This window comes from Streptomyces sp. NPDC000880 (genome assembly GCF_053599675.1).
In genome coordinates this window covers 86,412-105,698 of record NZ_JBSFMS010000002.1, presented here as the reverse complement: position 1 = coordinate 105,698, position 19,287 = coordinate 86,412, and the positions used below count along the sequence as shown (strand labels likewise).

Annotated in this window: 16 protein-coding genes and 1 pseudogene; 10 read left to right on the top strand and 7 right to left on the bottom strand. The window is 71.0% G+C overall.

Features of this window, described 5'->3' with window-relative positions:
- Positions 1 to 16: 16 nt before the first annotated feature.
- Positions 17 to 1,717 (top strand): class I adenylate-forming enzyme family protein, encoded by a 1,701-nt coding sequence (locus ACWDO5_RS01450; RefSeq protein WP_450527408.1) that lies wholly within the window; start codon positions 17 to 19, stop codon positions 1,715 to 1,717.
- On the opposite strand, the gene ACWDO5_RS01445 is transcribed toward ACWDO5_RS01450, so the two are convergent.
- Positions 1,704 to 2,990, bottom strand: a complete 1,287-nt coding sequence (locus ACWDO5_RS01445) for a M6 family metalloprotease domain-containing protein (RefSeq protein ID WP_450527406.1) — start codon at positions 2,988 to 2,990, stop codon at positions 1,704 to 1,706. The genes ACWDO5_RS01450 and ACWDO5_RS01445 overlap by 14 nt on opposite strands.
- A 236-nt stretch (positions 2,991 to 3,226) precedes the next feature.
- Here ACWDO5_RS01445 and ACWDO5_RS01440 point away from each other — a divergent pair, with 236 nt between their 5' ends.
- Together ACWDO5_RS01440 and ACWDO5_RS01435 are read left to right on the top strand one after the other, a co-directional pair.
- Positions 3,227 to 3,919: a TetR/AcrR family transcriptional regulator gene (locus ACWDO5_RS01440; protein ID WP_450527405.1), complete on the top strand. Its 693-nt coding sequence runs from the start codon at positions 3,227 to 3,229 to the stop codon at positions 3,917 to 3,919.
- A 114-nt stretch (positions 3,920 to 4,033) separates the two neighbouring features.
- Positions 4,034 to 5,542, top strand: a complete 1,509-nt coding sequence (locus ACWDO5_RS01435) for an MFS transporter (RefSeq protein ID WP_450527404.1) — start codon at positions 4,034 to 4,036, stop codon at positions 5,540 to 5,542.
- A gap of 86 nt (positions 5,543 to 5,628) precedes the next feature.
- On the opposite strand, the gene ACWDO5_RS01430 is transcribed toward ACWDO5_RS01435, so the two are convergent.
- Positions 5,629 to 6,153 carry a MarR family winged helix-turn-helix transcriptional regulator gene (locus ACWDO5_RS01430; RefSeq protein ID WP_450527402.1) on the bottom strand — a complete coding sequence of 175 codons (525 nt, stop codon included), beginning with the start codon at positions 6,151 to 6,153 and terminating at the stop codon, positions 5,629 to 5,631.
- 96 nt (positions 6,154 to 6,249) lie between these two features.
- Between ACWDO5_RS01430 and ACWDO5_RS01425 the strand changes: the two genes are divergently transcribed.
- Complete coding sequence (locus ACWDO5_RS01425) at positions 6,250 to 7,032, top strand: dioxygenase family protein (protein ID WP_450527400.1); 783 nt, start codon at positions 6,250 to 6,252, stop codon at positions 7,030 to 7,032.
- On the opposite strand, the gene ACWDO5_RS01420 is transcribed toward ACWDO5_RS01425, so the two are convergent.
- A complete protein-coding gene (locus tag ACWDO5_RS01420; RefSeq protein ID WP_450527398.1) occupies positions 7,029 to 7,568 on the bottom strand; it encodes an N-acetyltransferase family protein in 540 nt (179 codons plus the stop codon). The genes ACWDO5_RS01425 and ACWDO5_RS01420 overlap by 4 nt on opposite strands.
- A gap of 146 nt (positions 7,569 to 7,714) precedes the next feature.
- Here ACWDO5_RS01420 and ACWDO5_RS01415 point away from each other — a divergent pair, with 146 nt between their 5' ends.
- Entirely contained in the window at positions 7,715 to 8,707 is a 993-nt protein-coding gene (locus tag ACWDO5_RS01415) for a sigma-70 family RNA polymerase sigma factor (protein ID WP_450527396.1), read from the top strand.
- A gap of 90 nt (positions 8,708 to 8,797) precedes the next feature.
- Here the strand turns inward: ACWDO5_RS01415 and ACWDO5_RS01410 are convergent, their stop codons facing one another.
- The gene (locus tag ACWDO5_RS01410; RefSeq protein WP_450527394.1) at positions 8,798 to 9,760 is read right to left on the bottom strand and encodes a helix-turn-helix transcriptional regulator; all 963 of its coding nucleotides are present in this window, start codon (positions 9,758 to 9,760) and stop codon (positions 8,798 to 8,800) included.
- Between the two features lie 63 nt (positions 9,761 to 9,823).
- On the opposite strand from ACWDO5_RS01410, the gene ACWDO5_RS01405 reads away from it, so the two are divergent.
- The 4 genes from ACWDO5_RS01405 to ACWDO5_RS01390 all read left to right on the top strand — a co-directional run bounded on the left by ACWDO5_RS01405 (position 9,824) and on the right by ACWDO5_RS01390 (position 15,460).
- Positions 9,824 to 11,332, top strand: coding sequence for an MFS transporter (locus tag ACWDO5_RS01405; RefSeq protein WP_450527392.1), 1,509 nt, complete (start codon positions 9,824 to 9,826; stop codon positions 11,330 to 11,332).
- Positions 11,333 to 11,505: 173 nt separating this feature from the next.
- The gene (locus ACWDO5_RS01400) at positions 11,506 to 12,267 is read left to right on the top strand and encodes a DeoR/GlpR family DNA-binding transcription regulator (protein WP_450527390.1); all 762 of its coding nucleotides are present in this window, start codon (positions 11,506 to 11,508) and stop codon (positions 12,265 to 12,267) included.
- Positions 12,264 to 13,217: a 1-phosphofructokinase gene (pfkB, locus tag ACWDO5_RS01395; RefSeq protein WP_450527389.1), complete on the top strand. Its 954-nt coding sequence runs from the start codon at positions 12,264 to 12,266 to the stop codon at positions 13,215 to 13,217. Before ACWDO5_RS01400 ends, pfkB begins: the two co-directional genes overlap by 4 nt.
- A complete protein-coding gene (locus tag ACWDO5_RS01390; RefSeq protein ID WP_450527387.1) occupies positions 13,214 to 15,460 on the top strand; it encodes a fructose-specific PTS transporter subunit EIIC in 2,247 nt (748 codons plus the stop codon). Before pfkB ends, ACWDO5_RS01390 begins: the two co-directional genes overlap by 4 nt.
- 144 nt (positions 15,461 to 15,604) lie before the next feature.
- On the opposite strand, the gene ACWDO5_RS01385 is transcribed toward ACWDO5_RS01390, so the two are convergent.
- From ACWDO5_RS01385 to ACWDO5_RS01375, 3 genes are all read right to left on the bottom strand, one after another.
- Positions 15,605 to 16,378: a DUF6227 family protein gene (locus tag ACWDO5_RS01385; RefSeq protein WP_450527386.1), complete on the bottom strand. Its 774-nt coding sequence runs from the start codon at positions 16,376 to 16,378 to the stop codon at positions 15,605 to 15,607.
- A gap of 188 nt (positions 16,379 to 16,566) precedes the next feature.
- Positions 16,567 to 17,637 (bottom strand): P1 family peptidase, encoded by a 1,071-nt coding sequence (locus ACWDO5_RS01380; protein ID WP_450527384.1) that lies wholly within the window; start codon positions 17,635 to 17,637, stop codon positions 16,567 to 16,569.
- A 41-nt stretch (positions 17,638 to 17,678) separates the two neighbouring features.
- Positions 17,679 to 18,878, bottom strand: coding sequence for a low temperature requirement protein A (locus ACWDO5_RS01375; protein WP_450527382.1), 1,200 nt, complete (start codon positions 18,876 to 18,878; stop codon positions 17,679 to 17,681).
- Positions 18,879 to 18,911: 33 nt separating this feature from the next.
- Here ACWDO5_RS01375 and ACWDO5_RS01370 point away from each other — a divergent pair.
- Positions 18,912 to 19,228, top strand: a pseudogene (locus ACWDO5_RS01370) (hypothetical protein); the annotation flags it as partial.
- Positions 19,229 to 19,287 lie beyond the last annotated feature (59 nt).

The following is a 19,287-nucleotide window of genomic DNA, read 5'->3' as shown; positions in this document are numbered from 1 at the left end:
TTGGAGAGGGTCGACCGTGCCGCACCCCGATCCGTCCGCCCGCGCCGAAGCCGCACTGGCTGCGCCCGGGGCGCCCTTCGCCGTCGTACGGGGCGAGGACGGCGGGCTGCTCTACGCCGAAGGGCCGCGGACCCTGCGGGAGTTCGTCGAGGCCACCTGGTCGTTCGGGGACCAGCCGTTCCTCGTCGCCGCCACCGGGACTTACAGCTACCGAGAGTTCTTCGCCGCCGCCTCCGCGCTCGCCCGGCGGTTCGTCGAGGTGTACGGGCTGCGGCCGGGCGACCGGGCCGTTGTCGCGATGCGGAATCACCCCGAGTGGCAGATCGCCTTCTGGGCCGCGCAGCTGGCGGGACTGGTGGCCGTTCCGCTCAATGCCTGGTGGACCGAGGACGAGTTCGGGTACGCCCTCGACGACTGTTCGCCGCGGGTGCTGCTCGTCGACGGGGAGCGGCTGCCGCGGGTCGACGCCTGGCGCAGGCGGGCCGGCGTACCGGTCGTCGTCTTTCACGGGGAGGGCACGCCGGGCGCGGGGGTGGAGCGGTACGAAGACTTCGAGGCCCCCGATCCGCTCGCCGCGCCGCCCGGAGTCGAGGTGCGGCCCGAGGACGACGCCACCATCATCTATACGTCCGGGACCACCGGGCGGCCCAAGGGCGCCGTCGCAACTCAGCTCGCGCAGGTCGGGGCCGCGCTCAATCCGCGGTTCTACGCCGCCGCTGCCGCCCTCGCGCGCGGCGTGCTGCCGGGGCAGGGGCCCGCGCCGGTGGCGCTGATGACGTTCCCGTTCTTCCATGTGGCCGCGTTCACCACGCTGTACTCGACGATGGCGGCCGGCGGGGCGCTCGTACTGATGCGGAAGTGGGATGCCGATGAGGCCCTCGCGCTGATCGAGCGGCACCGCGTCACGCACTACTCCGGGGTGCCGACCACCGCGCTCCAGCTGCTCGACGCGGCCGAGAGGGCCGGGGCGGAGCTCCAGACGCTCACGCATCTCAACACCGGTGGGGCCGCGGCCCCACCCGATCTCGTCGCCCGGCTGACGGCCCGCTACGGGCAGCGGATCGAGCCGCGCAACGGCTACGGGCTGACCGAGACCAGCGGTGGCGTGCTCGCCAATTTCGGCGCCGGGTACCGGGAGAACCCGGAGAGCGTGGGGCGGCCGACTCCCACCACCGAGGTGCGGATCGCCGGGCCGGACGGGCATGACCTGCCCGAAGGGCAGGTCGGTGAGTTGTGGCTGCGCGGGCAGGCACTCGCGCGGGGGTACTGGAACAACCCGGACGCGACCGCCGCCGCGTTCCACGACGGCTGGTTCAGGACCGGCGACCTCGCGACCGTGGGGGACGGGCGGGTCAGCATCGTCGACCGGATCAAGGACATGGTCGTCCGCGGCGGCGAGAACGTGTACTGCGTCGAGGTGGAGGCGGTCCTGCACGATCACCCGGATGTCGCAGACGCCGCCGTGCTGGGCGTCCCGCATCCGGTGCTGGGGGAGGAGGTGGCGGCCGTGGTGCAGCTGCGCGCCGGGGCCACGGTCACCGTCGACGAGCTGCGGGCGCACGTCGGCAAGACCCTCGCCGCCTTCAAGGTCCCCGCTCATGTCCTCGTACGGGACGAGCCCGTGCCCCGGAATCCGACCGGGAAGATCCTCAAGCGCGAGCTCCGCGGCCCCGTACAGGAACAGGTGTCGCAGGAGCGGCTCTTCAGGAACGCATGACGCGCACTCGGTAGGTGCCGCCCGGCTCCTCCCGGATCACCGCGATACGGATGCCGTTCTGCCGGTCGACGAAGGACTGCCCCGGCTGGTACAGCGCGTCGGACAGCTCCGCGTGCACATTGGGACGCCGGGTGCAGCCCCCGCTGTTCCGCTTGCTGTCCGAGACCGACACCGGACCCTGCCCGGTGTCCACGTCGGACTGCACGCGGTAGATCAGCACGCCCGGCTCGCACACGGCCTCGTCGTTGCCCGCACGGGTGCGCACCTCCACCGCGTACCCCGCGTTCTCGGTGAGCGGCACGATCGCCATTTTCGCGCCGCCCGCGACCGCCAGCGGCGTCAGCGCGTAGTCCGAGGCGCCGGGCTGGGACGCGCAGCCGATCTGGCCGGCGTCCAGCCAGCCCAGCTTCCATTTGTGCCAGCCCAGCAGATCGTTGTTGGCCCCCCAGTCCTCGGACATGATGTCCCAGTGGCCGACCGCGCCCGCGCCCTCGGAGGTGTAGAGGTCGGGCAGGCCGAAGACATGGCCGTTCTCGTGGGGCAGTACGCGATAGCCCGTCTCGGCGTACGATCCCGAACCGTCGTCCTGGCGGCTGTAGACGAAGGATGTGTTGGCGAGCGGCACGCCGTCCGCGATCGGGGCCTCGTCATTGCCGGAGAAGGTCACGGAGAGCACGTTCTCCAGCGCCGACGGCCCGGCATTGGGCGTGACCAGTATGTTGACCAGGTCATACGCGCCGAAGTCCACCCGTGGGTCGGCCGCCCGCACTATGTCCTGGGCGAGCCGGCGGTAGCCCGGTTCATAGGGGGAGCCGCGCTCTATCCCGTACGCGGCGAACGGCAACGGCATCCGCAGCCAGTCGGTGATTGGGCTGTGCGCGCGGTAGCTGAGGCGTCCGTACGAACTGGTCCGGAACCAGTCGGCGGTCTGCGGGAAGAACTCCGCGAGCCGGTCCACCGCCCGCCCCGGACCCTGCGCGTCCGGGAAGTCGATCATCAGGTTGAGCGCGCGGACCACGCCGGTGGAGCGGGAGTAGCCGGGTGGGGTCGGCACACCCTCCGACATCTGGACCCCCAGCGTGGAGGCTATTCGGCAGGGGCCGAGCGCGGCCTTGTCGGCGGCTGCCACCGGCCCGCCCGACGCCCGGGTCGGGGCGGGGAGAGTGGCGCTCGCCGTTGTGAGGGCGGCGAGCGCGAGAGCTGCGAGGGCGGCGAGTGCGCCGATGCGGCGGGAGCTGCCGGTGGTGCGTATCCGGTGGCGCGTTGGCTGCATGCAATCGCCTTCGGGTCCGCGGCAGCAGGCCGGGCCCTGGCTGCACTCATTGCGATCAGCCTGTGACGGGTGGTGGCGGGGCGCCCGCCGGGTGGTCCGATCGTGGGTATTCCACGCGAGGCATCCGTGACGTAGGTCACATCGCGTACGGGAAATAACCGGGGATCGTTTCCCCGTTTGGACTATGTCGCTGCGAAACGGGGAAGAGGTCCCCGCTTGGGCGGCGATCGCTTGCGATGCACGTAGCGATACCAGGCACGAGAGGAAGTGGAGCCGTGAGCCCCGCCGCCGACACCGAAGCTCGCCGCTCCCCCCGGCCGCGGGCGGACGCCCTGCGGAACAGGGAGCGGATCGTGACGGCGGCGCGCGAGATGTTCGTCGAGTCCGGGCCCGAGGTCCCGCTCGATGACATCGCCCGCCGAGCGGGTGTCGGCAATGCCACGCTCTACCGGCACTTCCCGGACCGCGGCACCCTCATCCACGAGGTCGTCCTCTTCGTCCTGGCCCGCACGACGCAGCGGGCGCACGAGGCGGCGGCAGAGGAGGCGGACCCGTTCGAGGCGCTGCGGCGCTTCACCCACGCGGCCGCCGAGGAACGGATCGGGGCGCTGTGCCCGCTGCTCACCGGGTCCTTCGACAGGCACTATCCCGATCTGACCCACGAACGGGCACGCCTCGAAGCGGCAGTCGACGGCCTCTTCACGCGCGCACATGAAGCGGGCAGGCTCCGCGCCGACGTCGCCGTCGGGGATCTGCTCGTCGCTCTCTCCCAGCTCACCCGGCCGCTGCCGGGCACGGCGTGTCTGAACATCGACCGGTTCACCCACCGCCATCTGCAGCTTTTCCTGGACGGACTCGAAGCGCCCGCGCGCTCCGAACTACCGGGCACGGCCGCGACTTTGGAGGGCCTGCGCGGGTGCACCCCGTGAAGCGGTGAAGCAGCCTGGCCGCGCCGATGAGTTGAACCGGCGCCGCAGGTCCTCTCTCCAACACCTTTGACCACGTCCGTTTTGACCTCTGCGCACCCTTAGGTGGCTAATCCCATGCCAAAAACTTCCGTTCCCGACCCCAGTCGCTGGAAAGCGCTGGTGTTCATAGCCGTGGCTCAGCTGATGGTGGTGCTCGACGCGACGATCGTGAACATCGCGCTGCCCACCGCCCAGCAGGACCTGGGTATTTCCGACGCCAACCGCCAGTGGGTCATCACCGCCTACGCCCTGGCCTTCGGCGGACTGCTGCTCTTCGGCGGCCGCATCGCCGACCTGTGGGGCCGTAAGCGCACCTTCGTCGTCGGACTGCTCGGCTTCGCCGCGGCATCCGCGCTCGGCGGCGCGGCCACCGGCGAGGCGATGTTGCTCGGGGCCCGCGCCCTGCAGGGCGCCTTCGGAGCGCTGCTCGCGCCCGCCGCGCTCTCGCTGCTCGCCGTGATGTTCACCGACGCCAAGGAGCGCGCCAAGGCCTTCGGTATCTACGGTGCGATCGCCGGTGGCGGTGGCGCTGTCGGCCTGATCCTCGGCGGCTTCCTCACCGAGTACCTGAACTGGCGCTGGACCTTCTTCGTCAACATCCCCTTCGCGATCGTCGCCGCCGTTGGCGCCTACCTCGTGATCCGGGAGCCGGAGGGCGCGCGCAACCGCTCCTCGCTCGACATCCCCGGCGTCGTCCTGTCCACCCTGGGCTTGGTGGCGCTGGTGTACGGCTTCACCCGTGCCGAGTCCGCCGGCTGGTCCGACAGCCTGACCGTGGGCATGTTCGTCGCCTCCGCGGTGCTGCTCGCCGGATTCGTCGTCACCGAGGCGAAGGTCAAGTCCCCGCTGCTGCCGCTGCGCGTCCTGACCGACCGCAACCGCGGTGGTGTCTACCTCTCGCTGGGCCTCGCCATCATCGCGATGTTCGGGCTTTTCCTCTTCCTGACGTTCTACCTCCAGGTCGTGAAGGGGTACTCCCCGGTCAAGACGGGCTTCGCGTTCCTGCCGATGATCGTGGGCATGATCACGGGCTCGACCCAGATCGGCGCCCGGCTGATGACCCGTGTTCCGCCGCGGCTGCTGATGGGCCCCGGCTTCCTGGCGGCGGCGCTCGGCATGCTGATTTTGACCCAGCTCGAGATCGGCACCTCGTACGCGGGCCTGATCCTGCCGGCGCAGGTGCTGCTGGGCCTTGGCATGGGTACGGCGTTCATGCCGGCGATGTCGCTGGCCACGCACGGCGTGAACCCGGCCGACGCCGGTGTCGCCTCCGCGATGGTCAACACCTCGCAGCAGGTCGGCGGCGCGATCGGCACGGCGCTGCTGAACACGATCGCGGCCTCGGCCACGACCGCGTACATCACCTCGCACGCAGCGGGAGCCACCAACCCGCAGCTGCTGCAACTCCAGGGCATGGTGCACGGCTTCTCGTCCGCGATCTGGTGGGCGGTCGGGATCCTGGTGACCTCCGCGGCGATCGCGATCACGTTTATCACCACCGGGCGCCCGGGGGCCGGTTCGGTCTCCGCCTCGTCGGGTGAGGGCGTCGAGGACGAGATCAAGGTCCCGGTCGTCGCGCACTGACACGAGCTCGGCGGAGGCTGAGAGGTCAAGTGGAAGGCCCCTGCCCGGGGTAAGCCGGGCAGGGGCCTTCCTCTTGCCGCGCGGGCTCAGCGCAGCCAGGGCAGGTCCGCGCCGGAGTCCTGCGGCTGGAGCCCGGCGGCCATGATCTGCATGATCTCGCCGAGTTGTTCGACCTGCTCGGGCGTGAGCCGGTCGAACATCGCCTGTCGTACGGCCTCGACATGGCCGGGCGCGGACCGTTCGACGACCTCGAAGCCGTCGTCCGTCAGCACGGCGTTCTGCCCGCGCTTGTCGGAAGGGCAGTCCTCGCGGCGCACCCAGCCGTTCTTCTCGAGACGGGCTATCGCGTGCGAGAGCCGGGACCGGGTGATCTTCGCGTCGATGGCCAGCTCGGTCATCCGCTTGCGGCGGCGCGGGGCCTGGGCGAGCTGGACGAGGAGGCCGTAGTAGATGTGCGGCATGCCGACGTCGCGCTGGAGCTGGCGGTCGAGGTGGTCTTCGAAGAGGGTGGTGGCATGGAGATAGGCGCGCCAGACGCGCTGTTCGTCCTCGGTGAGCCAGCGCGGTTCGCGGCCGCCCCCGCCAGCGGATGCCGTGTTCATGTATTCCACTCTACGACCCATTCTTGAAGATTGAACTATATGAGGTTAGAGTTTTAGATTGAAAGTTCAAATAGCCGATCCGGATGTGGACCGGGAGCCGCTGTCATGAATGCCACCCCTGCTGCGGAGCGCATGCCCGCCCTCTATCTCTCGCACGGTGCGCCGCCGCTCGCCGACGACCCCTTCTGGCCCGGCGAACTCGCCGCCTGGTCGGCGTCCCTGCCGCGCCCGAAGGCGATCCTCATGGTCTCGGCCCACTGGGAGGACGCTCCGCTCGCGCTCGGCGCGACCGAGACGGTACCGCTGGTGTATGACTTCTGGGGCTTCCCCGAGCACTACTACCGGGTCCGGTACAACGCGCCCGGCGCACCCGAACTCGCCGATTCCGTACGGAAGTTGCTGGGCTCCGCCGGGTCGCCGGTGCAGGATGTCCCGGACCGCGGGCTCGACCACGGCGCGTACGTTCCGCTGGTGGAGATGTTCCCGAGCGCCGACATCCCCGTACTCCAGATCTCGATGCCCACGCTCGACCCGCAGAAGCTGATGGACATCGGGTGCAGGCTCGCGCCGCTGCGCGACGACGGCGTGCTGATCGTCGGCAGCGGCTTCTTCACCCACAATTTGGCCGCGCTGCGGCACGAGGGGACTCCCGGCTGGTCGGTGGAGTTCGACGACTGGGGGTGGCGGGCGCTCGCGGCGGCGGACGTGGACGCGCTGCTGGACTTCGAGAACAAGGCCCCGGCCGGCCGGCTGGCCCACCCGCGGACCGAGCACTTCGCGCCGCTGTTTGTCACCCTGGGGGCGTCTCAGGAGGAGCTCAAGGGCGGGAAGAGTGTGATCGACGGCTTCTGGATGGGCCTGGCGAAGCGGTCCCTGCAGTTCGGCTAGCCGCTGCCCGGGTCTTTGCCCAGGTCCTTCTCGTACCAGGCCACGTCCCAGTACCGGCCGAACTTCCGGCCCACTTCGCCGTACGTGCCGATGTGCCGGAAGCCGAAACGCGCGTGCAGCCGGGCCGAGGCCTCGTTCGGCTCGGCGATCCCGGCGTACGCGCGGTGCAGATCTTCGCCGTCGAGTGCCTCGAAGAGCGCCCTGTAAAGGAGCGTGCCGATGCCGCGGCCCGCGGCGTCGGGAGCGCAGTAGACGCTGACCTCGACGGAGGTGGAGTATGCGGGCTTGGGGCGGAAGGGACTGCTCGTCGCGTACCCGAGAAGTAGGGCAGAACGGACATCCCGAGCAACCAAAAGACGGTGGGGGCCGTCTTCAGGGTGGGAGCGCAGCCATGGGCGGCGCTGCTCGGGTGTGAAGGCGGTCGTGTCGAAGGTGACGGCGGTCTCACGTATGTAGTGGTTGTAGAGCTCCGTGAGGGCCTCGAGATCGGCCTCCGTGCCCGCCCTGACCTGCACCTCTGTGTGATCCTTCAGCACTCCTCCTCCCCCCGGCCGGACAGGGTACTGCAAGATCGCCAAAATCGATGTGTCGCGTGGGAATTCTGTCCGGATTCCAGTCGTTGTTTCCATCGGATGCAGGGCACCCGAAAGGGTGTCGCGACCTACTCAGCAAGGGAGCTCGCATGGCAACCCGTGCCGTCGCCCGTCGTCAGTCCGGATCCACTGGGACCGGCCGGGCAAGCAGTGCCGTGGGCGGGGAGATCGCCGACCGCGACCTGGTCGGCATGTACCTCGATGAAATCGCCCGTACGCCGTTGCTCGACGCCGAAAAGGAAGTCGAGCTGTCCAAGACCATCGAGACCGGTGTGTATGCCCGGCAGATCCTCGACGAAGAGGTGGAGAGCGATGCTGTCGACGCCACGCGCGAGGAGCTCGAGGCGCTGGTCGCCGAGGGCGAGCGCGCGAAGGACGTCTTCATCCGCTCCAACCTCCGGCTCGTCGTGGCCGTGGCCCGGCGCTACCCGCGCAGCGGCCTGCCCCTGCTCGACCTGATCCAGGAGGGCAATGCCGGTCTGGTGCGCGCGGTCGAGAAGTTCGACTATGCCAAGGGCTTCAAATTCTCGACGTACGCCACGTGGTGGATCCGCCAGGCGATCACCCGCTCCATAGCCGACCAGTCCCGCACTATCCGGCTCCCCGTCCACCTGGTGGAGGAGCTCGGCCGGATCCGCCGCGTCCAGCGCGAGTTCAACCGGGAGAACGGGCGGGAACCGGAAGCCGCCGAGGTGGCGAAGGAGCTGGGCTCCACGCCGGAGCGCGTGACCGACGTCCTCGACTGGGCGCGCGACCCGGTCAGCCTGAACATGGCGGTGGACGACGCGGGCGAGACGCAGTTCGGCGACCTGCTGGAGGACACCTCGGCCGTCTCGCCCGAGCAGTCGGTGCTCACGCTGCTGCGCAGCGAGGAGCTGGAAGACCTGATCGGCAGGCTCGACCACCGTACGGCGTCGATCATCCGCATGCGGTACGGCATCGAGGACGGCCGGGAGCGCACGCTGACGGAGGTCGGCAAGCAGCACGGCCTGACGCGGGAGCGGATCCGGCAGATCGAGAAGCACGCGCTGCTGGAGCTGAAGCGGATGGCGCGCGACACGGGCTTCGACGCGGCGGCGTAAAATCGCCCGCGGCAGGCAAGGCCCCCATAGACGGACCCCGGCACCATCCCCCCCCGGTGCCGGGGTCCTTGTCCGTCCTGTGCCCGCGGGTCACCGGGCAGGAGTTGCCCGGGTCAGCCGCGCGCCCAGGTCCGTCACGTACTCCACCAGCGGCCGCGGGCCGTGCACCGTGAACTCGCAGTCCACCAGCGCCAGTCGGAGCGCCACCCATTCCAGCGAGTCCGTCGACCTCGCCCGCAGCCGGCATGTCCCCTCGCCCGTCGCCTGAGGCGCGCCCAGCGTGTCCGGGAGACGCGCGGACACGAACGCCGCCGGGGCCTCGAAGGTCACGTCGACGTCGTGCTCCGGCTGCCGGGACATGGTGTGCCCCAGCAACTCCGCGGCACTGCCCGTCGGAAGCTCCCGCGGCACGAAGCGCGCCCCCGTGGCGAAGGGTTCAGAGACCCGGTCGACCCGGAACGTACGCCAGTCCTCCCGGCCGATGTCGTACGCGACGAGATACCACCGTCGGCCGGTCGAGACCAGGCGGTACGGCTCGACCTGCCGCTTCGTCTCGGTGCCGTCGCCCGCGCGGTAGTCGAAGCGGAGCCGTTCGCGCCCGGTGGCCGCGCCCGCGATGACCGTCAGAGTCTGCGGGTCGATCGTCGCGCCGTCGCCCCGGGTGAGCGGGATCGTCGCCGCCTGGAGCGTGGTCACCCGGTGCCGCAGCCGGGACGGCAGCACCTGCTCCAGCTTGGCGAGGGCGCGTACCGAGGCCTCCTCGATGCCCTCGATGGCATGGCCGGCCCCCGCGCGCAGGCCGACCGCGATCGCGACCGCCTCCTCGTCGTCGAGCAGCAGCGGCGGCATCGCGGCGCCCGCGACCAGCCGGTACCCGCCGACCGCGCCCTTCGTCGCCTCGACCGGATAGCCGAGGTCGCGCAGCCGGTCGATGTCGCGCCGGATGGTGCGCGGGCTCACCTCGAGGCGCTCGGCGAGTTCACTGCCCGGCCACTCGCGCGGTGTCTGGAGGAGGGAGAGCAGATTCAGGAGTCGTGCCGGAGTGTCCGTCATGTTCTTCAGGATGCCGCCTATCTAGGTCGTGATCTGACCTACATCGCCTCTAACTTCCTTCCTATGAGTTCACAGCCCGCCGTACCGGATACGGCTTCAGACCGTCGTCGCTGGATCGCGCTTGCCATCGTCATGACCGCCGCCTTCATGGATCTGGTCGACGTCACCATCGTCAATATCGCGATCCCGAGCATCGAGCGGGACCTCGGGGCGTCCTTCGGCGCGATCCAGTGGATCACCGCCGGGTACGCGCTGGCCTTCGCCGCTGGTCTGATCACGGGCGGCCGGCTCGGTGACATCTACGGCCGCAAACGGCTGTTCCTGATCGGCATCACCGGCTTCACGCTCGCCTCCGCGCTCTGCGGCTTCGCCGCGAACGAGGAGATGCTGGTCGCCTCCCGCCTGCTGCAGGGCGCGACCGCCGCGATGATGGTGCCGCAGGTGCTGGCGATCATCCATGTCACCTTCCCGGCGCACGAACGCGGCAAGGTCTTCGGCATGTTCGGCGCGGTCATCGGGCTCGGCGCGGTGTTGGGGCCGCTGCTCGGCGCGCTGCTGACCCAGTGGAACATCTTCGGCCTCGAGTGGCGGCCGATCTTCCTGATCAACCTGCCGGTGGGCATTGCCGGGCTGATCCTGGGCCGGAAGTACATCACCGAGTCCCGCGCCCCGAAGGCGCTCAGGCTCGACCTGGTCGGCGTCGCGCTGGTCACGCTCGGCCTGCTGATGCTGATCTACCCGCTGACGCGCGGCCGGGAGCTCGGCTGGCCGCTGTGGGGTCACCTGTGCATGGCCGGCAGCCTGATCGTCTTCGCCGCGTTCGTCACGTACGAGAAGTACAAGACGCGCAAGGACGCCTCGCCGCTCGTCGAGCTGTCGCTGTTCAAGGTGAAGAGTTTCGCGGCGGGCATCGCTGTGCAGCTCACCTTTGGGATCGCGTGCGGGATCTTCTTCCTGGTCTGGACGCTGTACATGCAGATCGGCCTTGGCTGGTCGCCGCTGCGGGCGGGGCTGACCGGCGTCCCCTTCTCCATCGCCGTGTCCGCGGCGGCCGGGATGTCCGTACAGAAGCTGGTGCCGCGCTTCGGCCGGAAGGTACTGCAGGCGGGGGCGGTGACGATGGCCGCGGGTCTGCTGCTCTACATCTGGGAGGCCGGGCGGTACGGGACGGGAATCCAGTCCTGGCAGATGATCCTGCCGCTGGTGGTCATGGGCGTGGGCATGGGCCTGATCGTGGCGCCGCTGACGGACGCGGTGCTGTCGGACGTGCCGCGCGAGCACTCGGGCTCGGCATCCGGACTGATCAACACCACCATGCAGATGGGCAATGCGCTGGGGCTGGGTCTTGTCTCGGTGGTCTTCTTCGGCTCGATCGACGACCGGATCGCGCCGAGCGCGGTCGGGAAGGCGTTCGGGGACGCGTTCCAGAGCTCGCTGTGGTGGGTGGTGGCGGTGCTGGTCGTGATCTTCGTGGTGATGTTCGCGCTGCCGGCGAGGCCGAAACAGCATATGGAGGGGGCGGAAGCGGCGGCCGAGGGTTCGGTCGACCGGGAGCCGGTCCTCGCCAACTGAGCTCGTGCGATAGGCCCGGCCTGGGGATGCTTCCCCGGGCCGGGCCTTTCTGTATGTGCCCGGGCGATTCTGTATGTGTCCGTCACATGCCCGGATCTGTTTACTTCGCCGAAATCCAGGCGTAGCCTGCAAGCGAAGCCACAGATTCGGGCATGGAACGGATGTAAACCCACATGTACGCACCGGAGCGCCAGCAGGAGATCCTGCGACTCGCCCGCGACGGCGGCCGTGTCGATGTGCTCTCCCTCGCCGAGGAGTTCCAGGTCACCGCCGAGACCATCCGGCGCGACCTCAAGGCGCTGGACCGGGCAGGGCTCGTCCGCCGGGTGCACGGTGGGGCCATCCCGGCGGGGCGTCTCGACTTCGAGCCCGACCTCGCCGAGCGCGAGTCCACCGCCGCGGACGAGAAGGATCGCATCGCGCACGCCGCGCTCGCCGAACTGCCGGCGGACGGCAGCGTGATCCTCGACGCCGGGTCCACCGTGGGCCGCCTGGCCGCGGCCTTCCCGCTGGAGTGCTCGCTCACCGTCGTCACCCACGCCCTGTCCGTCGCGGCGCGCCTCGCCGACCACCCCGGCATCGACCTCCACCTGGTGGGCGGACGGGTCCGGCACCGGACGCGGGCCGCGGTCGACGCGTGGGCGCTGCGAGCGTACGGAGAGATCCACGCGGACGTTGTCTTCCTCGGCGCCAACGGCTTCTCCGTCAGTGGCGGGCTCACCACGCCCGACCTCGCCGAGGGCGCCGTCAAGCGCGCGACCGTCTCGGCCGCGCGGCGCGTGGTGCTGCTGGCGGACTCGGACAAGCACGGGCACTCGCACTTCGCCCGGTTCGGCGACCTCGCCGACGTCGACCTGCTCATCACCGACAGCGGGCTCAGCCCCAAGGACGCCGCGGCGATCGAGGCCGCGGGAACGGAAGTCGTACGCGCATGATCCTGACCGTCACCCCGAACCCCTCGCTGGACCGTACGTACGAGGTCCCGGCGCTGGACCGCGGCGAAGTCCTGCGGGCCACGGCCGAGCGGATGGACCCCGGCGGCAAAGGCGTCAACGTCTCGCGGGCCGTTGCGGCCGCCGGGCACCGTACGGTCGCCGTCATGCCGCTCGGCGGAGCACCCGGCGCGCTCGTCGCGGAGCTGCTGACGGGGCAGGGCATCGAGGTCGCGCCGGTTGCGGTGGCGGGTGCGACGCGCTCCAACGTCGCGCTGGCGGAGCCGGACGGGACGCTGACGAAGATCAATGCGCCCGGCCCCGAACTGAGCGTCGCAGAAGCCGAGTCGCTCCTGTCCGCGGTCTCCACGCACTCCGCGTCCGCGGCCTGGATCGCGTGCTGCGGCAGCCTGCCGCGCGGCCTCGCGCCCGAGTGGTACGCCGAGTTGGTCACGCGGGCGCACGCGGCGGGGGCGCGGGTCGCCCTCGACACCTCCGGCCCGTCCCTGCTGGCCGCCCTGCGCTCGCGCCCCGACGTCGTCAAGCCCAACGCCGACGAACTTGCCCAGGCGGTGGGCCGCCCGCTCGCCACGGTCGGCGACGCGGTCAAGGCGGCGGAGGAGGTGCGCGGGTTCGGCGCGGGTGCGGTGCTGGCGAGCCTGGGCGCGGACGGCCAGCTGCTGGTCTCGTCCTCAGGCGCCTTCTACGGGCACGCCCCCGTGACTGCAGTCCGCAGCAACGTCGGCGCGGGCGACGCGTCGCTGGCCGGCTTCCTGGCGGCGGGCGGCGACGGCCCGGACGCGCTGTCCGCGGCGGTCGCACACGGCGCGGCGGCGGTCCAACTGCCGGGCAGCGTGATGCCGAAGCCGACCGACCTCGACCCGTCCGCGGTCACCGTGACCGCGGACATCCCCCTGGACCGAGCACTCACCGAGCAAGGGAGCCCGCGATGAGCGAAATGATCACCGCGGACCTGGTCGACCTCGACCTGGCCGCGACGACGAAGGAGGCCGGGGCCCGTTCGCTGGCCGAGCGGATGGTGGCCCTTGGCCGGGTCACCGACCTGAACGGTTTCCTGGCGGACGTGGCGGCCCGCGAGGCCCAGATGCCGACGGGCCTGGACGGCGGGATCGGCATCCCGCACTGCCGCAGCGCGCATGTCACCGAGCCGACACTGGCATTCGGCCGCAGCGCCTCGGGCATCGACTTCGGCGCCCCGGACGGCCCGGCGGACCTGATCTTCCTGATAGCGGCCCCCGCGGGCGCGGACGACGCCCACTTGACGATCCTGTCGAGCCTGGCGCGCCGCCTGATGGACGAGAACTTCACGGGCACGCTGCGGGGAGCGACGGACGCGGACGCGGCTGCCGCGCTGATCCGGGGCGACGCTCCGGAGGCCGCGGCGGGTGGCTCGGTCTCGGGCGAGGGGGCGGCCGCCTCGGCTTCGCCGGACAGCGGCGCGAGCTCGACCCCGGCCGTCGTGGCAGGCTCTGGTGCGGCCGAGGACGTCGCCTCTGCCTCTGGCGAGGGGACGTCCGCGGTGGTGCCGGGCGCCGAGAGCGACGCGTCCGTCGGGGAAGCTGCTGCCGACAGCGACGGGACCGTGCCCGGCGTCGACGGGGAGCCGGTGGCCGCCGAACGCGGCGAAGCCGGCGACGGCGCGTCCGGGGGTCCGGAGCGGAGCCCCGGCTCCGGGAAAGGGCGGGGTGGGGGAGACACCATCACCCCCTTCCGCATCGTCGCCGTCACCTCCTGCCCAACTGGCATCGCCCACACCTACATGGCCGCCGAATCCCTCGAAAAGGCCGGCGAAGCCCATGGCGTCCAGGTCGCCGTCGAGACGCAGGGGTCCGCCGGGTTCACCCGGCTCGACCCCAAGGTCATCGCCGACGCCGACGGCGTGATCTTCGCGCACGACGTACCCGTACGGGACAAGGAGCGCTTCGCCGGGAAGCCCACCGTCGACGTCGGCGTCAAGGCCGGGATCAGCCGGCCCGCCGAGCTCATCGCCGAGGTCCGTGGCAAGGCCGCGCGCGGTGAGGTCAGCGGTGCCGCCAGGGCCACGCCCGTGGAGGCGGCCGGCGAGCCCGGCGAGGGTTACGGCACCAAGCTGCGCAAGTGGCTGATGTCCGGCGTCAGTTACATGGTCCCGTTCGTCGCAGCCGGCGGCCTCCTCATCGCCCTCGGCTTCGCCATCGGCGGCTACGAGATCTCCGACGCCAAGTCCGTCGCCGAGCACTTCGCCTGGGCCGACCACACCAGCTGGGCCGCCCTCCTCTTCCAGGTCGGCGGGCTCGCCTTCAGCTTCCTCGTCCCCGTACTCGCCGGCTACATCGCCTACGGAATGGCCGACCGTCCCGGTCTCGTGCCCGGCTTCGTCGGCGGCGCCATCGCGCTCACCATCAACGCCGGTTTCCTCGGCGGCCTGATCGCCGGTCTGCTCGCGGGCGCCACCGTCATGGCGATCCAACGCCTCAAAGTGCCCAAGCCACTTCGTGGCATCATGCCGGTCGTCGTGATCCCGCTCATCTCGTCCGCGGTCGTCGGATTCCTGATGTTCCTGGTGATCGGCAAGCCCATCGCCGAGCTCCAGCAGGCGCTGACCGACTGGCTGTCCAGCCTCTCCGGCGCCAACGCCGTCATCCTCGGCGCCATCCTCGGCCTGATGATGTGCTTCGACCTCGGCGGCCCGCTCAACAAGGTCGCGTACACCTTCGCGGTCGGCGGGCTCGCCAACCCCAACGAAGGCTCCCTCAAGGTCATGGCCGCGGTAATGGCCGCCGGCATGGTGCCGCCGCTGGCGATGGCCCTGGCCACCGTCGTACGCGGCAGGCTCTTCACCAAGACCGAGCGCGAGAACGGCAAGGCTGCCTGGGTGCTCGGCGCGTCCTTCATCACCGAGGGCGCGATCCCGTTCGCCGCGGCCGACCCGCTCCGGGTGATCCCGGCGGCGATGGCGGGCGGAGCGGTCACCGGCGGCCTGTCGATGGCCTTCGAGTGCACGCTGCGAGCCCCGCACGGCGGCATCTTTGTGGTGCCGCTGATCGGCAACCCCTTCCTCTACCTGGTTGCGATCGTCGCGGGCACGCTCGTCAGCGCGGGCGTGGTCATCCTCCTCAAGGGCGCGCGCAAGCGGCAGCCTGAGCAGATCCCGGCCGGGGCCGGGGAGGAGACCAAGGTGGTGGCGGCAGCCTGAGCAGGCCCGACCGATGGTCACGGTCACCAGGAAGGAGAAGCCCGTGAGGAGAAGCCGGTGAGGCGTACGGCGGCACACCCCGAGCTCCAACGGCTGGAACCCCTCGTGGGCGAGTGGCTGATGGACGCGTCCATCGACGGCCAGCTAACGCACCCGCGCCCGGAGCTCCATCGCCTCCCGCGCAGTGTGCTCCGCGCCGTACACCTCGCACATATGGCGGCCGTCCGGCGTCGCCGTGTGCTCCACCTCCCACAGGCCCGTCTCCGTCCCGTCCAGCAGCAGGAACGCGTGCTCGTAGAGGGTGAAGCCCGCGTCCCTGCCCTCCACCCGGTACTGGCGGCCGAAGACCTGCGTGATGTGGTGGGCGAACGCGGCCTGCAGTAGTTGCGCGGTCTCTTCGCCCGGCCGGTCGGCGTTCTCCGCGCGGCGCAGCACGCGGCGGGCGTGGTCCGCGGAGTTGTCCGCGACGTACATCCGGGGGAGCGGAGCCGGCGGTGTCGCCATCAGGCTGGCGAGAAGCTCCAGATCGGCGTCCAGGTCGGCGCCGGGATCGGCGCCCGGATCGAAGGCGGGGGCCGCGTCCGGTCCGGCGAAGCCGGGGAAACCCGCGGGCAGCCGTGAGGCGGCGAGGCGGGCCTCCGACTCCTCGGTGTACAGCTCGTGCTGCTCCGCGCCGTCGCGCCCGGTGTTGTGCACCAGCTCCCACAGGACGAGGGAGCTGCCGTCACTGAGCAGATAGGCATGGCGGTACGTCGCGCGGTGCAGCGCCGCGCTGTGGTGCGAGGAGTGCAGCGAACTGGCATGCGCCAGCGCAGACTCCAGCCGTTCGACCGTGGTGTCGGGCAGGTCGAAGGAGTTGAGCGCCCGACCCAGGAGTCGCTCGAGGTGTGGCTCGGTTGTCTCGTACGGATCGTTCAAGGTGGGTCTCCAGGCCGTCGCCGCAAGTCACTTGGTGATTGCTAAACGTAGCCCCTGGCTCTGACAACGCGTCCGGGGTTCGGGAAAACGAAGGGGGTGCGAGGAAAAGTTCCCGCGCATCCGCCCGCGCTCCCGCGCACCCCCGGAGGTTTCCCCGCGCGCCGGAGCCAACTGGCTTGCCCTGTACGTTAGTTGATGTCGTACAGGTCCCCGTACGCGGGATACACCCCGCCCGGTCCCGCGATGCCGTCGGCCGTGAGTACCGCCCGGACGATTGCCCGCGTCACCACATCCGCGCCGGCCGCGAGCACCTCGTTGAGCGCGAGTGGGTTGGCGGCGTCGAGGGGGACGGCGCCCGTGGCGAGGGCGAAGACGGTGTCCCCGTCGTTGAGGAGATGGACGGGGCGTACGGCGCGCGCGATGCCGTCGTGCGCCGTGCCCGCGAGCTTCTGCGCCTGGGCGCGGGTGATGTCGGCGTCGGTGGCGACGACGGCGAGGGTGGTGTTGAGCGGGGGCGGCCCGTTCTTCTCGCGCGCCTCTGTGAGGCGGAGCTGGGCCGCGGCGTGCACGTCGGGGGAGGGATAGGCGACGCGGCCCGCGAAGTACTGCCCGTACAGCGCGCCCGTCCGCGGATCGACCGCCGAGCCCGCGGCGTTGGCCACGACGAGCGCGGCGACGGTGATCCCGGAGTCCAGCACCGTGCTCGCGGTGCCGATCCCGCCCTTGAACTGCCCGACGGCCGCGCCCGTGCCCGCGCCGACGCCGCCCTCCTCGACCGGCGCGCCCTCGTCCGTACGGGCTGCCGCCTCCACCGCGGCGCGTCCCGTCGCGGCGTCCGGCCTGGTCCGCCAGTCGCCGCCGCGCCCCAGGTCGAAGACGCAGGCGGCCGGGACGACCGGCACCACGTGTGAGGGGTCGGGGCCGACGCGGACGCCGCGGCCCTGCTCCTCCAGCCAGGCCATCACGCCGCCGGCGGAGTCGAGGCCGTACGCGCTGCCGCCGGTCAGTACGACCGCCTCGACGCGCTGGACCAGATTGCGGGGGTCGAGGGCGTCCGTCTCCCGCGTGCCGGGGCCGCCGCCGCGTACATCGACGGCGGCGATCGCCCCGCCCGTGGGGGCGAGCACGACGGTGGTGCCGCTGAGGGCGCGGTCGCCGGGCACGCGCGCGTGGCCGACCCGCAGGCCGGCCACGTCCGTGAGCCCGCCTTCGGCCGGTCCGCCGGCCGACCCGTCTGCCGGAGCATCATTCCTGTCCATAACGCCCATGCGTATCACGCCAGTTGCGGCATGCGGTGCCGTCACGCGGTGCCCGCCCGACGGGTGGCGAGCGTCACACCCACCGCGACCGTCGCCGCGGCCACCAGGCCGGCGGCGAGAACCGCCCAGTGGCCCGCGAACGTGCACGCCAGGATCGCCAGTGCCGAGACCGGGAGCGTCAGCTGCTGAGCCCTGCCGCGTTTGAAGTGGCGTGCGTGCAGCAGCCAGACGGTCAGCAGGAAGAAGGCTGCGGGGACGGTGACGGCGGCGGAGGCGGCCGTCGTGGAGATGCGCGCCTTGTGTACGGCTTGTTCGACCGCCACTTCGAGGCCCGCGCCGATGGCCGCGCCCGACGAGAAGATCAGGTAGTGGCCGTAACCCCAGAGGAACGCCTGCCTGCTGGAGGCGAGCCGGTCGTGGGCGGGGACCGCGAAGTAGATCCACCAGGCGGCGAAGACGATCAGCAGCCCGCCTACGGCGATGGGCGCCAGCTCGGTGAGCCCGTCGGTCTCGTCGAGCGCCGCCTCCATGGCCACGGTGGCGGCCAGGATCGTCTCGCCGAGCACGATGATGGTGAACAGGCCGTACCGCTCGGCGATGTGGTGCGCATGCCAGCTGGTGGCCATGGAGCGCTCGGCGATCGGCGGCACGGCCATCTCGGCGATGGCCATCACCAGGAACACCCAGGGGCGTACGTCCTTGGGCAGGAACAGCAGCGCAAGCCAGCCGATCTGGCACAGCGCCACCCCGGCGGCGTACTTCAGGGCCGTGGCCCGTTCGGCGCCCTCCGCCGATCTGGCGGCTCGCAGCCACTGTGCGATGAGCGCGACGCGCATCACGAGGTAGCCGAACCAGACCATCACGAAGTCGTGGTCCTGGAAGGCGCGTGCGACACCGGCGGCCAGGATCAGTACGCCTGCGATCTGGATCAGTGTCACGACGCGGTAGGGCACGTCGTCCGTGTCGTACGCCGAGGCGAACCAGGTGAAGTTCATCCAGGCCCACCAGATGGCGAAGAAGACCATCGCGTAGTCGACGACGCCGGTGGCGGTGTGGTTCTCGGCCACGGCATGCACCAGCTGTACGCCGGCCTGGGCGACCGCGACGACGAAGCACAGGTCGAAGAAGAGTTCCAGCGGTGTGGCGGCGCGGTGCGCCTCGTCGCGGTTGCGGGAGGTCATACGGCGCAGCGGCGCTGAGGCGTCCGAGCCGCTGGAGCCGGGGCCGGATGTGGACGTCATGCCCACAGCACAGCACAGCAGACCGGGGCGGGGCTGGGCGGCGAGACGCGCGCTGCCGTCCGCCGACGCGCACCGGGCGGGACCGGGCGGACCGGGCGGCCGTCCCCGGACGGCCCCGACCGTCCCTGGTCACCAGGCGTACCCGGAGAGGCAGGTCTCCCGCACCAACCCCAGCCTGTCCGTGAGCGCTGTCCGCAGATCCGCTCCACCACTGGCTACGGCGAACCGCGGATCCCGCACACCGGCCCGGGCCCCGGGGCCGGCAGCGAGCAGGGGCCCGGGCGTTCCTCGAAGCTCACGGCCCGCCTGGCCTTGGCGATCACCGTCGCATCGGCCGGCTCTGGGGCCTGGAACCAGCCCCGCGGCCGCCGGCCCGGCTCCGGCCGGCAGCCCGGCGGCACCAGCCCGG

Excerpts from the sequence above, each read along its gene's own strand:
- ACWDO5_RS01445 (WP_450527406.1), bottom strand. The coding sequence starts at position 2,990 with ATGCAGCCAACGCGCCACCGGATACGCACCACCGGCAGCTCCCGCCGC.
- ACWDO5_RS01440 (WP_450527405.1), top strand. The coding sequence starts at position 3,227 with ATGCACGTAGCGATACCAGGCACGAGAGGAAGTGGAGCCGTGAGCCCC.
- ACWDO5_RS01435 (WP_450527404.1), top strand. The coding sequence starts at position 4,034 with ATGCCAAAAACTTCCGTTCCCGACCCCAGTCGCTGGAAAGCGCTGGTG.
- ACWDO5_RS01425 (WP_450527400.1), top strand. The coding sequence starts at position 6,250 with ATGAATGCCACCCCTGCTGCGGAGCGCATGCCCGCCCTCTATCTCTCG.
- ACWDO5_RS01415 (WP_450527396.1), top strand. The coding sequence starts at position 7,715 with ATGGCAACCCGTGCCGTCGCCCGTCGTCAGTCCGGATCCACTGGGACC.
- ACWDO5_RS01410 (WP_450527394.1), bottom strand. The coding sequence starts at position 9,760 with ATGACGGACACTCCGGCACGACTCCTGAATCTGCTCTCCCTCCTCCAG.
- ACWDO5_RS01405 (WP_450527392.1), top strand. The coding sequence starts at position 9,824 with ATGAGTTCACAGCCCGCCGTACCGGATACGGCTTCAGACCGTCGTCGC.
- ACWDO5_RS01400 (WP_450527390.1), top strand. The coding sequence starts at position 11,506 with ATGTACGCACCGGAGCGCCAGCAGGAGATCCTGCGACTCGCCCGCGAC.
- pfkB (WP_450527389.1), top strand. The coding sequence starts at position 12,264 with ATGATCCTGACCGTCACCCCGAACCCCTCGCTGGACCGTACGTACGAG.
- ACWDO5_RS01390 (WP_450527387.1), top strand. The coding sequence starts at position 13,214 with ATGAGCGAAATGATCACCGCGGACCTGGTCGACCTCGACCTGGCCGCG.
- ACWDO5_RS01380 (WP_450527384.1), bottom strand. The coding sequence starts at position 17,637 with ATGGACAGGAATGATGCTCCGGCAGACGGGTCGGCCGGCGGACCGGCC.
- ACWDO5_RS01375 (WP_450527382.1), bottom strand. The coding sequence starts at position 18,878 with ATGACGTCCACATCCGGCCCCGGCTCCAGCGGCTCGGACGCCTCAGCG.